This is a genomic window from Marivirga lumbricoides, from assembly GCF_014636295.1.
Lineage (GTDB): Bacteria > Bacteroidota > Bacteroidia > Cytophagales > Cyclobacteriaceae > Marivirga > Marivirga lumbricoides.
The window spans coordinates 600,774-615,482 of the sequence record NZ_BMEC01000001.1; the positions used below are offsets into that span (position 1 = coordinate 600,774).

General features: G+C 37.6%; 14 protein-coding genes. 7 read left to right on the forward strand and 7 right to left on the reverse strand.

Annotation, left to right across the window (positions count from 1 at the left end; translation table 11 throughout):
* Positions 1-68 precede the first annotated feature (68 nt).
* Complete coding sequence (locus IEV85_RS02555) at positions 69-1,673, reverse strand: proton-conducting transporter transmembrane domain-containing protein (protein WP_188460212.1); 1,605 nt, start codon at positions 1,671-1,673, stop codon at positions 69-71.
* A 225-nt stretch (positions 1,674-1,898) separates the two neighbouring features.
* Between IEV85_RS02555 and IEV85_RS02560 the strand changes: the two genes are divergently transcribed.
* Positions 1,899-2,549: an outer membrane beta-barrel protein gene (locus IEV85_RS02560; protein WP_188460213.1), complete on the forward strand. Its 651-nt coding sequence runs from the start codon at positions 1,899-1,901 to the stop codon at positions 2,547-2,549.
* Positions 2,550-2,918: 369 nt separating this feature from the next.
* A complete protein-coding gene (locus tag IEV85_RS02565; protein ID WP_188460214.1) occupies positions 2,919-3,602 on the forward strand; it encodes a phosphatase PAP2 family protein in 684 nt (227 codons plus the stop codon).
* 224 nt (positions 3,603-3,826) lie between these two features.
* On the opposite strand, the gene IEV85_RS02570 is transcribed toward IEV85_RS02565, so the two are convergent.
* The 6 genes from IEV85_RS02570 to IEV85_RS02595 form a co-directional block, all read right to left on the reverse strand.
* The gene (locus tag IEV85_RS02570) at positions 3,827-5,542 is read right to left on the reverse strand and encodes a tetratricopeptide repeat protein (RefSeq protein WP_188460215.1); all 1,716 of its coding nucleotides are present in this window, start codon (positions 5,540-5,542) and stop codon (positions 3,827-3,829) included.
* Positions 5,543-5,721: 179 nt separating this feature from the next.
* Entirely contained in the window at positions 5,722-6,042 is a 321-nt protein-coding gene (locus tag IEV85_RS02575; protein WP_188460216.1) for a hypothetical protein, read from the reverse strand.
* A 297-nt stretch (positions 6,043-6,339) separates the two neighbouring features.
* Positions 6,340-8,124, reverse strand: a complete 1,785-nt coding sequence (locus IEV85_RS02580) for a tetratricopeptide repeat protein (RefSeq protein ID WP_188460217.1) — start codon at positions 8,122-8,124, stop codon at positions 6,340-6,342.
* Positions 8,125-8,160: 36 nt separating this feature from the next.
* Positions 8,161-9,018 carry a DUF5777 family beta-barrel protein gene (locus tag IEV85_RS02585; RefSeq protein WP_188460218.1) on the reverse strand — a complete coding sequence of 286 codons (858 nt, stop codon included), beginning with the start codon at positions 9,016-9,018 and terminating at the stop codon, positions 8,161-8,163.
* A gap of 120 nt (positions 9,019-9,138) precedes the next feature.
* Positions 9,139-9,705 carry a YceI family protein gene (locus tag IEV85_RS02590; RefSeq protein ID WP_188460219.1) on the reverse strand — a complete coding sequence of 189 codons (567 nt, stop codon included), beginning with the start codon at positions 9,703-9,705 and terminating at the stop codon, positions 9,139-9,141.
* A gap of 15 nt (positions 9,706-9,720) precedes the next feature.
* Complete coding sequence (locus IEV85_RS02595) at positions 9,721-10,515, reverse strand: hypothetical protein (RefSeq protein WP_188460220.1); 795 nt, start codon at positions 10,513-10,515, stop codon at positions 9,721-9,723.
* A gap of 222 nt (positions 10,516-10,737) precedes the next feature.
* Here IEV85_RS02595 and IEV85_RS25025 point away from each other — a divergent pair, with 222 nt between their 5' ends.
* The 5 genes from IEV85_RS25025 (at position 10,738) to IEV85_RS02615 (ending at position 14,657) form a co-directional block, all read left to right on the forward strand.
* A complete protein-coding gene (locus IEV85_RS25025; protein WP_262892130.1) occupies positions 10,738-10,863 on the forward strand; it encodes a hypothetical protein in 126 nt (41 codons plus the stop codon).
* A gap of 64 nt (positions 10,864-10,927) precedes the next feature.
* On the forward strand, positions 10,928-11,356 hold the full coding sequence (locus IEV85_RS02600; RefSeq protein ID WP_188460221.1) for a transposase: 429 nt from the start codon (positions 10,928-10,930) through the stop codon (positions 11,354-11,356).
* Positions 11,357-11,693: 337 nt separating this feature from the next.
* A complete protein-coding gene (locus IEV85_RS02605) occupies positions 11,694-13,433 on the forward strand; it encodes an AIPR family protein (RefSeq protein ID WP_188460222.1) in 1,740 nt (579 codons plus the stop codon).
* 146 nt (positions 13,434-13,579) lie between these two features.
* Entirely contained in the window at positions 13,580-13,810 is a 231-nt protein-coding gene (locus tag IEV85_RS02610; RefSeq protein ID WP_188460223.1) for a hypothetical protein, read from the forward strand.
* Between the two features lie 4 nt (positions 13,811-13,814).
* Entirely contained in the window at positions 13,815-14,657 is an 843-nt protein-coding gene (locus IEV85_RS02615; RefSeq protein WP_188460224.1) for a hypothetical protein, read from the forward strand.
* Positions 14,658-14,709: the final 52 nt, after the last annotated feature.

The window sequence follows — 14,709 nt, forward strand, 5'->3', positions numbered from 1 at the left end:
TTTTTTAGTTTTGTGATATTGAAGGAAGTGTGTCTTTCCATTCAGGAGAAAAATCAACGGTAGATTTTTTAGGGGTTCTCTCTAACATCCAAATTAGCCCATTTAAACTTATTGCGTTTCAGAGCTCCTATCCATCTGTCAAAAATGATATTAACATAGAAGCCATTTCTTAAATGAACTCCAAGTTTGTACGCAGTAGCAGTGTATTTAAGCTTTGGCGCAAAAAGCTGTAAAACCACCAGCAAAACGAAGCAGCATAAGATAATGGTGGTTGCCACTTTTACAATAAAGCTTGTTTGGATAATTGCAGGAATTTGAGAATGCAATACAAGGTGGGCTCCGTGTTCCAAAGAGAAAAAGGCCAGCGCAACTGCAAATGCCATTAAAGCTGAAAGCAATACCCCTTTAAAATTTCCTGTGGAATCAAGAGTAGGCGTCATAATCTGGCTTAAGCCCATGATGATGATAGCTCCTGTAGCCATCAATGAAAAGTTTTCCTCCGGGTGGACGCCCCACAAATAACAACATCCAAGGTAAAATAGAAATGAGAGACCTATGCTCAATGCTATTTTCAAGGAGTTCCCCCTTCTCCGAGGCACTACTACCCTGCCGGATTTAACAGACTCTACCACACTACCAGATGAAAGAAACGCATGCGCTTTGTAAAAGGAGTGGGCTACCAAATGTAAAATAGCTGCGGTGTACACCCCGAAACCACATATCATAAGCATAAAGCCCATGTGGGCAATACTTGAATAGCCTAAAGCTACTTTTACTGAAGGCTGAGTTAGAAAAACAACTGAGGCAAACATAGCTGTAATACCTCCTATAGAAATTAATAATAAAGAAGCAGGTACAGATTCGTTCATCAGCAGTGCTAACCTTACCATCAGAAAAGGGCCGGCATTAAGAAGGCCGGCATGTAAAAGTGCTGATACGGGCGTAGGAGTTTCCAACACTTCGATTAGCCAACCGTATGTAGGAAACTGCGCAGACTTAAGCACTGCAGTTATCACCAATAGTATTGTCGCCCACATTAAGTAGTTATTCAATATCAACTCATTTTGAATGCTGGTAAATATTTCCTGTAAATCACCTGTTCCGAAGGAAAGGTAGAGTAACACTACTGCTACAAAAAGACTAAGATCTCCAAGGCGTGCTATTACAAATTTTTTTCTTGCCGCGGCTATAGCTTGCGGTCGCTCTCGATAAAAAACCAGCAAATAGTGCAGGCAAATACTGGTTGCAGTCCAAAAAACCAGTAGCTGCAAAAGGTTGCCAGACAACACCAGCAGTTGCACTGAGGCAATGGTGGTTGAGAGCCTGGCATAAAAAACCATCTTTCTTGCATCACCTTCCAGATAGTTTCGGCTGAATCTTAAAATGATAAAACCCAGTAGCGAGATCATCAACAGCATGGTGATACTGAGCGGGTCCAACCTCAGGGAAAAGCCCAGGCCATCCCAGCCTAATGTTGGTGTTTGTAAAGTGCCTTTCAGATAAACTAAAAATGCAGTGTACAATGCCACTAAAATACCAAACCAGCCCAGGTATTCTGCTAAAATTGCGGGCAGGGCCCATCGTGATTTTTTGCCGGCTACAATCACTAAAGAATAGAGAAAGAGGCTTAAAGGAGCTAAAATTGGAATGAGTGCTAAAAGATAATATTGCATAATGCTTGTTTTTCACAAAACAAAAAGATTGAATTCATAAATAAAAATTAATAATAATTATCTCATTCATAAAAAAGGTTTATGAATGAGATAATTAATTCAAACAGAGCCGTTTAAACTTAATGCTATTGAACACTAAACCCATCATTCAAGCGTTAATCCGTCCGTAGTTATCAACTTGTAGACTACACATTTTACTTTTCAATCAAAAAAAATACAACCATAATGAAAAAGACCCTTCCCCTACTAATTTTGATGGCGTTATCACTCCAAACTATTGCACAAAAACATTCTATTGGATTAAAGAGTGGCATTAACTGGGCAAATGCTAATACGGGCGATCTTATAAAAAATACATCGGGCCGCAAAGGACTGAATGCAGGACTCAGCTATCGCTATAGAATCAACAATAACATTAATGCAGGTGCAGAAATGCTTTATTCCCAAAAGGGATTTCAAACTGATCTCAATTACGTTGATGCAGATGGAAATGCAGCTACTATTGATATGGAGTTTAATTACGATTACTTATCCCTTCCTTTAAAAGTAGGATTTGAAAAAGGAAATACAATTTCAACATTTGTGAATATTGGTGTGGTTCCCTCAATACTTTTACATGCTGAAACCTTAACTCCTGCAATTATTGGCCTCGCAGAAGCTAGTACAGTTGATGTAACAGAGAATGTAGCGCAATTTGACTTTGCCGGTTTAGCAGAATTTGGCGTAAACTTTCAACTCCCTGGCAGCTTTGCGCTATCAACATCGGTTGCCTATCAGCACAGTTTCACAACAGTCACTACTTCAGAGTACTTTAGAGGCCAGAGAATAAACCATTATGGCCTCTCACTTTCCCTGGGAGTAAACTACCTGTTTTAAATACAACGGTGCTATACCTAAGCCATAGCTGTTGCTTTCAACTATGAAGTTTCAGTTTGCCAGTATCTTTGTGGCCAGATGCTCTGACTACATAGAGTGGAAAAATGCCTGTGATTTATATTGTGGATACTCGATCATAGCACAATCCGTTCAGAAGCTATTTCAAAAACTTTATTAACAATAACTTAAAGAAATATGCCTAAAAGATAATCTTAGTAATAAGAGGCTTCGTTGCAAAATAATAGGGTATAATACTTATAAGTGATCCTGATTTTATCCTTAAGTAAATTTCACCTATCAATTGAGAAGCTATTCAGGCTGCAAAGTGTAAGTTGACACAAAGGTACTGATCGGAAAAACCTACAGTTCATGGATGATTTTATTATTAATATATTAAATACGCTAGCCAATATTGCATTCTTTTTCACCAAAGTTATGGCTTTAATAGTAAGCAATAAGCTTGTAAAGGGCGGAGTGATTGTAGCAGTTCTTTGGTATCTTTGGTTTAACGAGAAAAGCAAAAACTCTAATAACCGTGAAAAAATCATTAGTACTTTATATGGTTGCATCATTGCAATAGTAGTTGGTAGAGGTTTGGCTAATTTACTTCCTTTCAGAGCCAGGCCTCTTCTTAATCCGGAATTCGATTTCAATTATAAAATAGCTTCATTATCCAGTCTGGAAACCTGGAGTTCCTTTCCAAGTGATCATGCGGTTCTTTTCTTTTCTCTCGCCACCGGAGTTTTTCTTGTTTCTAAAAAGTGGGGTATCATCTCATATTTTTATGTTTTGTTCGTTATCTGTTTTCCGAGAATTTATTTAGGATTACACTACCCTACAGATATATTGGCCGGTGCTATAATCCGAATTTCTATAATTTGGGGAATTTCAGTTTTAAAAATATTCAAAAGGTTTTCAGGGAAAACACTGGCACTTTCCTTCAAATTTCCGGGTTTGTTTTATGTATGCTTTTTTATTCTTAGCTATCAAATAGCCTCATTATTCGATGAAAGTCGTAATTTAGTTAGTCCCTTGCTTCATTATATTTTTTAGTGGGTTTCACCTGAAAGCTCTAGTTATAAAAAAGCAAAAGACGATTGAAGATATTCTATAGATATAATATTTGTTTCAACAGTTCAAAATGCTTTATAACGCCCCATATCAAAGTTCAATATCCCTTTCAAACTAGTTTTACTTTGTCCAAAAGCTCCCATATCAACTGGTAAAAGGTCTTTTCTTTTTTCTATCCCGTAAGGTTTTTGTGGGCTTACTCACGTTCAAACTATCTCCTTCTCCAGGTTAATAATATATTCCACCAGGTTATCCTCTTTGCTCAGCTGTAGCTTTTTCCGTAATCTGTAACGGGCTGTTTTAACACTCTCAGGAGAAATCCCCATTATACTTGCAGCTTCTTTCAGGTTCATATTCAGCTTTAACAAAGCACAGAGCTTAAGTTCATTGCTGGTTATATCCGGAAATTTTGACTTAAGCCTCGTGAAGAAATCTGTGTGCACTTCCTCAAAGTGCCGCTTGAAATCCTGCCAGTCTTTGTCAATTTGCATACTGTTAGTGACCATTTTATTCAATGCACCCAGCTTTTTACCCACATCATTACCTGGAGATTTTTTAATTTCTTTAATTGCCTCCTTTAGCTCTTCCATCAGCTCATTTTTCTGCATAAAGTTGAGCGTATAGCTGGTGAGTTCTTTATTTTTAAATGCTATTTTTTGATTTAATTCTTCTTCTTTCAACTTAGCATTCTCCAGTTCTACTACTGTTAACGCTTCTCTGGCATCGTAAATCTGCTGGTTTTTTAACAATAGTTCATTTTTCCTTTTGATATTGATTCTCTGCCTGCTGTATATAAAATAAGAGATGAGAATAAGAGCTACTATGCCAATAAGAAGTGTTTGTCTCCAAAGCTTATTTAATTCAGACTCTTGCTGTACTATTTCCAGTTCCTGCTCCTTCAATTGCATTTTTTGCTGGCTTTTTTCTAATTCGTACTTATTCTCCAGCCTGACAAACTCCCTTAATTTGTCTGCATTGAATAAAGAGTCTTTTACATTGGTATAATCCTGATAGTAATTCAATGCTTTCTTATAATTACCCTGCTTAGTGGCCACTTGCTGTAGCTTAAAATAAATATCCTGCTTCATTTTTTTAGAACTGATGCTTTCAGCCTCTGCCAGTGCCCTTAAAAGATAATCTTCAGCCTCTGTATAATTACTTTTCAGGTAGTAAATAAGTCCGATAGTATAGAGAGAGAATGTTTTACCATTTAAATCACTGGTGGCTCTCTGAATCTGTAAGGCTTTATTAGAATAAATGAGAGCGGAGTCGAGCTGCTGAACATCCTTAAAATAATTAGCGAGATTGGAATATGCCGTTGACTTACCGTAAGAGTGATTACTTTTAAAACTTAGAGACAAAGCCTGTTGGAAATACTCGTAAGCTTTCTCATGATCTTTTTGCTTTTGGTATAGCTCACCAATATGGTTGAGTGTATTCACTGCACGTTCTTGTCTGTCCAGCAAATTAAAAGTTTTTAGTGCTTCAAGATAGTAGGCCAATGCTTCCTCAAAGCTAAACTGCTCACTGTAAATCAGCCCGGTGTTCATCATGGCATTTGCTATATTGAGGGTATCCTGCATCTGCTTGTATAATTCCAAAGATTGCATTAATGCCGCAAGACCTTCTTCGTAATTACCTTGTGCCCAATTGGTTACACCTATCGATCTATAAGCAAAAGCCTTCCCGCTTTTATATTGCATATCCTCGGAAATAGAAAGTGCCTCTCTACTATATTTTTCAGCCTCCACCGGATCAACTATCCAGTACCTGTAGCTTAGTTCATTGAGGATTTTTACACGTTGCTCCCTTCTTTCCGGATTTTGATGTAATTCATTTTTAAGGCTATCAATAACAATGTTCTGAGCTTCTACCAGCAGGGTATTATTAATTAACAGAGTTAATACAAGCAAAAATCTCATAAGTGGGTCGCTTTTAGCTTTGGCGCGTAAATATACCATTTTATGAGCTTCTACCGATTTTTAAGTTCACGGAAAAGGTAAGTACAGGCAATTCTATCAAAATTGAATTAATTGCATTTAAAATCAGGCTAATCTTTCCCTTAATGCTTCACATGTATGAACACCTGGTAAATTACATACTAACATTGATTGAACCCTCCTACCCTTTCTTCATAAATGTACAATGAACTAAATTCCTGGTCTATACTTTGATATATGTCTTCAATAATTTTGCAGAATGTCAAATAGCTTTTTTCGTCCTTCCATGTATCCACTACAATATAAGTGTCGTCTAAAATGGTTTCACTGTACATAATGGAGCCTCTGTAATCTGCTGACTCACTAAATAACCTTACCCATGTTCCTTCCTTGCCATATTCAAATTCAAACTCTTCCTTATTCTCTATTTTAATTTTATACTTCCAGATTATAGAAAAAGGAACATCCTCATAGTTCTGCATGTGTCTGTTTTGATTTTAGTTGAAAACCTATTGGTGAAATTTAGCCTCAAAAGTAAGCTAATCTACTTTAAACACCTTGTAAAGTAAGTAGACAAAAGGTAAACAATTTTAAAAAAACAGGTGATTGAAATATAAAAATAAAATGATTTTAATAATGGATTGAGATGACTGCTACAGCTGATGAACTGAGGTAATTATACTTTTATTCAACGCTGAACACCATTAATACCAGTCATCTAAAACCCACACATGGCAACCAATTAGGTACTTAAATTGCATTAAAAATAGAAATCAAGGTTAACTGCCGTTTTTGATCAAATAAGTGCTCTTCATTTTTCTTCTGCATAAAGGAATAACTTGCGAAGACGTAAGTAAGGTATCCTGAAGCTTTGGCACTAACTGAATATTGCTGTAATTTTTAGGCTTTACTAAAGAACCATTCAACTCAATATCTGCATATTGCCAGGCCTCCTCAAATTTTTGCAGTACAGTTAAAGCTTCCATTAACTTATTTTGGTTCATCAAACTATTGTACAAGCCATTGAGTGCCCATCCGTTTTTAGGGAAATAAAACAAATCCTCCTCATAAACCTGCTGTGCTTTCTCAAACTGCCCCTCAGCAATTAAAACAGCTCCCAGGGTATGGCGCACAGAGAAAAACCAGTCTGGCGGTTCATTATAATTCAGCTGATCTTCAATTTCCACCGCTTCGGAAAGCAATTGAATAGCTCCCCTGAACTCACCATTTTTTCTCAGAATCTCTGCTTCAAGTACATTTTTGGCTATTTGAATTAGTTCTACAGCTGAATTAATATCCCAGATAGTGATGTTCTTCAATTCAGGGTTTTGAGAGATGTCCTTTACTTCGTGCAGTTCAATGCCCGCTTTTTGCATATTATTTTTGTTAGCAAAAGCCATTCCGCGTGCGTAATGCCATACGGCTGTAGGATATAATAAGTCTGAAGCAGGTTTATCAAGCGACAGAATTTTATCCCACTGACCAAATTTCACCATTACATAATAAGGAATCATCAGGTAATGCTGCAAAGTCTGCATACCCGGCTCTCTCATTACAGTGGTATCTGTGTGGAAAGCAGTTCTGAAAGCAGCATTAATAGCCGTTTCTCCTCTGCCTTCCAATGCTGCAGTAGCTGCCAAAAAATGAATATTATGAGGGAAATAAGACAAGGGGTAAACTCCCTGCGCACTGCAATTAGCTATATAAAGGCTGTCCACTTCAGTTGCTAATTCGTTCACTTCACTGCCTTTGTGGTAGTCACCTGTTCGGATGTAAATATGGGAAGGCATATGTACCAGATGGCCTGCACCAGGCACCAAAGCGGGCAACCTTTCAGCTGCAGGCAGACCTCTTTCAGGGGTGGAAGAAGCCTCCACTGCATGAATATATAAATGATTGGCTCCGGGATGATCCGGGTTTCTTTCCAACACCTTTTCCAGTAAATCCTCAATTTCCTTAGCCCAGGGCTTAGCTATTCCCTTTTTTGTATAAAAGTCCCAGGGGTGCAGGTTCATTAAAGATTCTGCGTACAAAACCACAGCCTCATCATTAGCGGGGAAACTTGTGTATACCTTTCGCATGGCAGTGGAATATTCCAAATCCATTACCTTTTGATCACTCCCAGGCGTATAGTTGTAGCGAATGGCTGTGGCATTAATAAGTGCTTTTTCCCAGTCATTAGCATTTTCGGCCAAATCCACCGCTTTCTCTATAAGGCTTTTAGCCTTAAGTTTGTTTCCCTCCTCCATAGCAGCGTTATAATTGGCTCCCAGTACATAGGCAGCGCCCCAATAGGCCATTGCATTGTTGCTATCCAGCCTGATGGCTTCCTTGTAGGATCTTTCTGCTTCCGCGTGGTTAAAGGCGTACGCCAGATTAAGCCCCTGATTGAAGAACTTTTCAGAATATTTTGATTCTGTAGAAATACTGATCGCATAATCCCCAAGATTGTCAAAGAGGGGTGCTTTAAAATCACCCTTTTCCGTAGGGTTACAAGCTGAAAGACTCCATACAGAAATGGTGAGGGCGAAGAGCGCTTTGGTAAGAAAATGTATTGCTTTCATCAATCTATTAATTAAATACTATCAGTCTATCTTACTTTAGAAAACACGTGACACGTTAAAACCAAAATGAATGTCTCCTTTAAAGAAATTACCAGTAGTTTCGGTAATAAATCCTTTCTCAATCATGGCCCTGCTATTGGTAAGGTGTAATTGAAAAACATGGCCTCCGGTTTCAATATCCACCCCTACAGCTATAGAGTTATAGTATAGTTCATCCTCTTCCGGATTTAAGCGGTAGTAGTATTCTGAGTTAAAGGACAACCTTTGAGTAAGCTTAAACCTGCCGCCAGCACCTAAAGCATAAATATCACTGGCACCTTGTTGCTCTAATACCAGGTTTCTGTGAACCAGTGTAGGCATTAACTGAAGGGAAAACTTAGGGCTAAATTTGCGTGCAATCAGGAATTGATGCGTGTAGGAAAGTTTTGAAGAGAGATCATCAAAATGTTCCTGATCCTTTAAAGTTTTTAAAGCTATACTGGTGAGGTACACCAATGAAATAGGCCTGTTTACCCGGCCGGTGCTTTGTCTAAACAACCTGAATTTTAAAAATGAATCGTACGTTTTTTCAAAGGAATTTCTTCCCAGGCCTACCGTAAGAAAGTCGTTTAACCCGTATTCAAATCCCAGCCTTATGTTAGCTCCATCTAGTCCAAAAAGCTCATAAGCACCTGAATTGAGCCTGCCAAATCGGTGAGAAATCAGGAATTCAAAAGCTTTTGCCTTTCTGGTTTGTACTGTGTGGCCGTTAATCAGCCTGCTGCCTTTAAAAATAGCAGTAGCATAGTTTATTGGTTCCTCCACCTGGTCATTCAGAAGTGCCATTAGGTCATTATCCTGGGCTGAGCTGAAAAATGGCAAGAGAAAAACAGAGATAAAAAGTAAATATTTCATGTGTATATAATTGTTGGTTGATGTATGCAGAGAAGGTTTCAACCAGGCATTCAGGGGGCCGGCATTATGCCAGTCCCCCCTACTACCTATAACCTAACTATGAAGTTTTATCAATCAATATCAGCTCTTAAAAGGCAGGTATTTCATTTCCACTGTAACCTTTACCTCTTCCGCAATATTTTTAAAAGCAATGCGAGGAATTTCAATTTTATGATCTGCCACTTTCACAAAAAAAGTAGTGGTGGCTATTAAGGTATTTTTATCTACCTTAATAATTCCTTTGGTAGTTAAAGGCTTGCTAACTCCATGGATGGTGAGGTTCCCTTTTACTTCCACTTCATAAGTACCATTTCTGGATGCTTTAATAGGAGTGGCTGATGTAAAAATGCCCTGAAACTCCGCTTTGGGGAATTTCTCTGATTCCATGTAGTTTTCATTGAAATGCTCCTGCATCAGTGATTTCTCGAATACAAACCCATTAATAGGAATGCTGATGACTACATCCCCTTTGCTGAGGTCAATGATGCTCTGCACTTTTTCGTTGCGTGCTTCAATATTCTCCAAAGGCGCTTCGGAAAAGAATTCAGCGACTCCGTCAGTGGTGAAGTACTTACTTTCCTGTGCTGTAATTTTTACTACAACAAACAACATTAAAAATGCTGCCAGAATAATTTTTTGCGTTTTCATGGTTATATTTTTAGGTTATTGATTTGCTCCATCATTTACCCAGCAGGCAATCTGCTGAATCTGTGAATCACTAAGACTTTTTCCGCTGGAAGGGGGCGGCATGGATTTGCTTCCTGTTCTGGATTGAATGCTGCTGGCACGGCTCACTATGTTACCATCCTGCCGGAAATCCGGAGAGACATTGCCTCCATGGCAGCTTGCTGTAGCACAGTTCTGGCTAATGAGGGCTTTTACATCACTGAAAACCACATCGGAAGTGATTTCTACTTCGCTGGAAACTTCACAGCCATTGGCATCTTTCACCAATACCTGGTATTTTCCCTGCGCAAGCCCATTAAATACATTGGTGCTCTGAAAATCATTGGTATCAATCCGAAACTGCAAAGGCTCCACCCCGCCTTCTGTTGCGATAGTGATGCTTCCATTATTACTGCCACAGGAGGCATTTTTTGTTTTCGTGGTGATATTTACGCCATCTTTATTTTTTATAACAGCATCAATGCTACTGGTGCAGCCTTCTTCATTTTCCACGGTAATGGAATAATTGCCCGCAGTCAGGCCTGTAAATACACCATCTGTATTTTCCAGCTCGTTCAGCTTAAATATAAAAGAGCTGCCTGCCGGATTTACAACCGCTACAGAGAGTGCGCCATTGGCCGTTCCACAATTGGCTTCCGTAGTGGCTGTCAGCTCTAGAACGGGAAGCTCAGGACATGCTGCTGCTTCAGGAATGACTTCATAAGTGCATGCATTTAAGGCAAAAACTGCCAAAAGTCCACTGAGCGGGGTATAATTGAAAATGCGTTTCATTTCTGGTACAAATAGTTGATAATGGTTTTCAGGTTCTTTTTTTTTGAACTGATACAAATGTAGGTTCAGCAAGAAAAACTGCTTAATAAATGAGGTAGACAAAAAGAAACGTGCTGATAAATGCAGGTGTACAATGGGTGTACAATTGGAGGAAAAAACAGGGTAGAGATAAGAAATAAGGGGAATCTCAAACTATGACAGCTACCTTTTTAAACTCTTACTATGGCTGACAGATTAAGAATCATTTTTAAAAGTGTAGCACGATTAAGAAGCATCGCAGAAGCTAACTATTGGTCGGGTTCTTTGGGATTTCATTTGCAAAGAAGCTATTTTGAGGATATACAATAAAGCTCATGGTTTAAACCAGGGGCTTATCGGGTAAGATTTATAATGCTCCACAAAAAATATAGGAATGGCACATTCATTTAACAAAATCTGGATTCATGCTATATGGGCAACAAAGGAAAGAATACCTTTCATTAGTCCTTCCATTGAACAAAAAGTCTATCATTTCATCTCAACACAATTGCGTGAACCAGGCTCTCCGGTACGAATTATTAATGGAATGCCAGATCATGTGCACGCATTGTTTTTATTAAGCCCCCAGAAGTCTATTGCTGAAACCATTAAACAGGTAAAAGGGAGCAGTTCTCATTTTATTAACCAAAGCAACCTCACAGCTGACAAATTTGCCGGGTATGCCGCTTATTCTGTTTCAGAATCGGTGGTAGAAAGGGTTTTTCAATACATCAGAAACCAAAAAGCACATCACCAAAAGAAATCTTTCAGCCAAGAGCATAATGAATTTGCTCAATTATATGGGCTTAATAATCGCAAATAATCGTTTGTAGTATCAGGGATATTGTGAACATTCCATAGCCCAAGGTTTAAACCTTGGGCTATGGAATGTTCACTACATTTCTCCTCTTCACCCCTCTTTTTAGCCAAAACATATACCCAACCTTGGGTATTTTTCATTGATTTTCAGGTAATTATGTTGTATTAAAAAAAATAAATGAGCTATGTTCAAATCATTGAATAACCATCATCAAGCGATTTGCAAATGTTGGTAAACGCTTGCAGTCGTTTGTTCTCGGTTAGGGAAAATATAGAGTTGCTAAATGCACCTTTGGGTGTATTTAGCGAATTGCTATCGGCAACTTTGCAAACAAGAAATAATGGGCAACTGGAAAGAAGCATTTGAAAACAGAGAAGATTTAAGCCAATATGATGATAATGGCCTAGCATTATTTGGTTTGGCCCTGAAATTTGGTGTAGAAGATTTAGAAACTATAGCATCTGATGCCATTACTGACGGTAGTGATGACAAAAAGTGCGATATGGTTTACATCAATTCCGAAGAGGAATATGCTGTAATTGCTCAGTGTTACATGAGCTCTAAAGATAAAAAAGAGGCTCCTGCAAATAAGGCAAGTGACTTAAATACTGCTATCGGCTGGTTGCTGCAAAGAAACATTAATGAAGTACCTGAAAGAATAAAGTCTGCGGCTAAGGAACTACGATCCTGCCTTAAAGACAAAACAGTAAAGCGTCTACATATTTGGTATATTCATAATCTTCCTGAATCTCAAAATGTAGAAAATGAACTTATCACGGTTCAACAAACTGCCACAAGTATATTGGAGGCCGATTTTACAGAAAACAAACTAAAGATAAGTGCGATTGAAGTTGGCAAAAATACTCTTACTGAGTGGTATGAAGAATCTCAATCCCCAATTCTAGTAAATGAGGTTTTAGAAATTGATTTCAGTGGAGGGTATGAAATAAAAGGCCAAAAATGGAAATCCTTTTCGACTTCAATCCCAGCTCAATTCTTGTATAGAATGTACAAAAAACATAAAACCAAAATATTCTCTGCTAACATTCGTGACTATCTAGGAGCACGATCAACTGATTCCAATATTAATAATGGTATTAGGAAAACAATTGAGGAAGACCCTGGTAATTTTTGGGTCTTCAATAACGGGTTAACTATCCTAACCCATGAAATCATCGATTCATATTCAAAAAAGTTAAAAATTAAAGGCTTTTCAATTGTTAATGGGGCTCAAACCACCGGTGCAATTGGTTCCTTAAATAAGTTGCCAGACAAAAACACTTTAGTACAAGCTCGCTTTGTGGCAACAACTGATTCCGATACTGATTTAATTCATAGTATTATTAGGTATAACAATAGTCAGAATAAAGTTGAAGCGTCTGACTTTAGAAGCACTGATAAAATTCAAAAGCGGCTGAAACAAGAATTTGATAGCATTAATTCAGCTGAATATGAAGGCGGTAGACGTGGTGGTTCTGCCGAAGTAATTAGAAGAAGAGCCAATCTTTTACCATCTTATACAGTTGGACAGGCATTGGCTTGTATAAATTTAGAGCCAATTATAGCTTATAATCAAAAGTCAGCCATCTGGATTAACGACCGACTGTACTCGAAATATTTCAACGAGCAAACAAAGGCCGCACACATTGTTTTTGCTTACTCGTTACTCAAATCAGTAGAGTCTAAGAAACAGCAGATTGTTGATAAATCTAAAAAATCAAATTTGACTGCTGCTGAAGAAGACTATTTAGCTTATTTCCGACAAAGAGGTTCAATTTTTTTGTTTAGTTCAGCGATAGCATCTTGCCTTGAAATTTTCTTAGAGCGGAAGGTGCCTAACATTTTCAGGATTTCTTTTGGAAATGAGACAAGTCCTGCACAAGCCGAAGTTATATGGTTACACATAATAGATGTCACAGTTCCATTTTGCAACCAATTAAATGATGGTCTAGACGGCGGACTTAAGAACACGAATACGGTAAACAAAGTAATGAGAACCTTCAGGTCATTGGTTCAAGCTACAGCCTCTGCTAACAACACCATTTATCAGAGCTTCGCAAAGGAAATCAAAGCACCTTAAAGAGTAAAGCCGATAACAAACACTAAAACGAATATGCATACTGAGCCCTTTGACAAGACAATGCAAAACAGACGTTTCAGTGCTTCTAGCAACTGGGGACCATACTCATTTTATTTGGTCGTTGTTGAACATAAAGAACAAGAATCATGAATAAAATAAAACTTCAAAAAATCATTTCCTCCTATAATCCATTTATTTATAGCATGATTGATTTATCTAAGGAAATAAAAGACAGATATGTCGCCTCAGAATTTAAAGATTCTTTAGCGAATGATATTTGTAACCAATGGCCTGAAATTAATTGTACAGACTTACATAATGAATTATTTGATTCAATAAAAACGGGAGAAGATATAATAAAATTAATAGAATCTTAAACCAATGAAAAAAACACTCTTCATAATTGTATTATTTACCCTAATAGGGAAATCCGGATTTTCACAAGACATGTTTCGTTTTGGAGTAGGAACATCCTTAAAAGATTCTACCTCCTTTATACAAACAATTTCATTTGATTTTAACAGAACGGAAAGCGTAAAAGAAAAGTCGGGAAAATCACTTCTGTACAATAAAAATGGAATATATCTAACGCCATCATCTGATGTTAATCTAGGAGAAGGTACTACCTCTTCTGAAAATAATGTGACTTTTCAGTTTTCATTAGGCAAAGTATTCTTAGGTGAATTAAAAAACGAAAACCTGAAACAACATCAATTCAATCAAGGGCTTGAATTGAGTCCATCTTTCACCGCAGACAAAAGCTTCAAAGAGTATCTGTATTATGGACAAATATCCTATCAGCTGAATTGGATTGGCTCTAAGTTTACTGATTCTGATCCTGAAAAAGATTACGTAAAAAAAGGCTTTTTATTTGCCATAAGTCCATTTGTTAATTTAGGACAAAGGACTAGTAAATCTTTAAACGCAAACAACTTTTACTCTGTAGCAGGTCTTATCTTAGAAACAAAGTATCGATTATTAACAAAGGACAAAAAAGATAAACCCATTGAAAACCGGGTATTTAAGTTATCAGGTGATCTTTTCGCGATTCTTTCAGAAAATGACTCAATCTATGACAATCACCTTGCAGGAAAACTTAAATGCTCAACTGACAAGCGTATAAGCAAAAAGTTATTTTGGAATATATCATACAAAATTGGGAATGATGGTCCTATCTACAAGGATTTTCATGCCTTGGAAACGGGTTTGAAATTAAAATACTAAACGCTCTACAACACTCTGTATAGATCATGACCTACGGGACATAGAATAGAAT

Bases quoted from the DNA above. Each gene is read 5' to 3' on its own strand.
- IEV85_RS02555 (WP_188460212.1), bottom strand. From the start codon at position 1,673: ATGCAATATTATCTTTTAGCACTCATTCCAATTTTAGCTCCTTTAAGC.
- IEV85_RS02560 (WP_188460213.1), top strand. From the start codon at position 1,899: ATGAAAAAGACCCTTCCCCTACTAATTTTGATGGCGTTATCACTCCAA.
- IEV85_RS02565 (WP_188460214.1), top strand. From the start codon at position 2,919: ATGGATGATTTTATTATTAATATATTAAATACGCTAGCCAATATTGCA.
- IEV85_RS02570 (WP_188460215.1), bottom strand. From the start codon at position 5,542: ATGAGATTTTTGCTTGTATTAACTCTGTTAATTAATAATACCCTGCTG.
- IEV85_RS02575 (WP_188460216.1), bottom strand. From the start codon at position 6,042: ATGCAGAACTATGAGGATGTTCCTTTTTCTATAATCTGGAAGTATAAA.
- IEV85_RS02580 (WP_188460217.1), bottom strand. From the start codon at position 8,124: ATGAAAGCAATACATTTTCTTACCAAAGCGCTCTTCGCCCTCACCATT.
- IEV85_RS02585 (WP_188460218.1), bottom strand. From the start codon at position 9,018: ATGAAATATTTACTTTTTATCTCTGTTTTTCTCTTGCCATTTTTCAGC.
- IEV85_RS02590 (WP_188460219.1), bottom strand. From the start codon at position 9,705: ATGAAAACGCAAAAAATTATTCTGGCAGCATTTTTAATGTTGTTTGTT.
- IEV85_RS02595 (WP_188460220.1), bottom strand. From the start codon at position 10,515: ATGAAACGCATTTTCAATTATACCCCGCTCAGTGGACTTTTGGCAGTT.
- IEV85_RS25025 (WP_262892130.1), top strand. From the start codon at position 10,738: ATGGCTGACAGATTAAGAATCATTTTTAAAAGTGTAGCACGATTAAGA.
- IEV85_RS02600 (WP_188460221.1), top strand. From the start codon at position 10,928: ATGGCACATTCATTTAACAAAATCTGGATTCATGCTATATGGGCAACA.
- IEV85_RS02605 (WP_188460222.1), top strand. From the start codon at position 11,694: ATGGGCAACTGGAAAGAAGCATTTGAAAACAGAGAAGATTTAAGCCAA.
- IEV85_RS02610 (WP_188460223.1), top strand. From the start codon at position 13,580: ATGAATAAAATAAAACTTCAAAAAATCATTTCCTCCTATAATCCATTT.
- IEV85_RS02615 (WP_188460224.1), top strand. From the start codon at position 13,815: ATGAAAAAAACACTCTTCATAATTGTATTATTTACCCTAATAGGGAAA.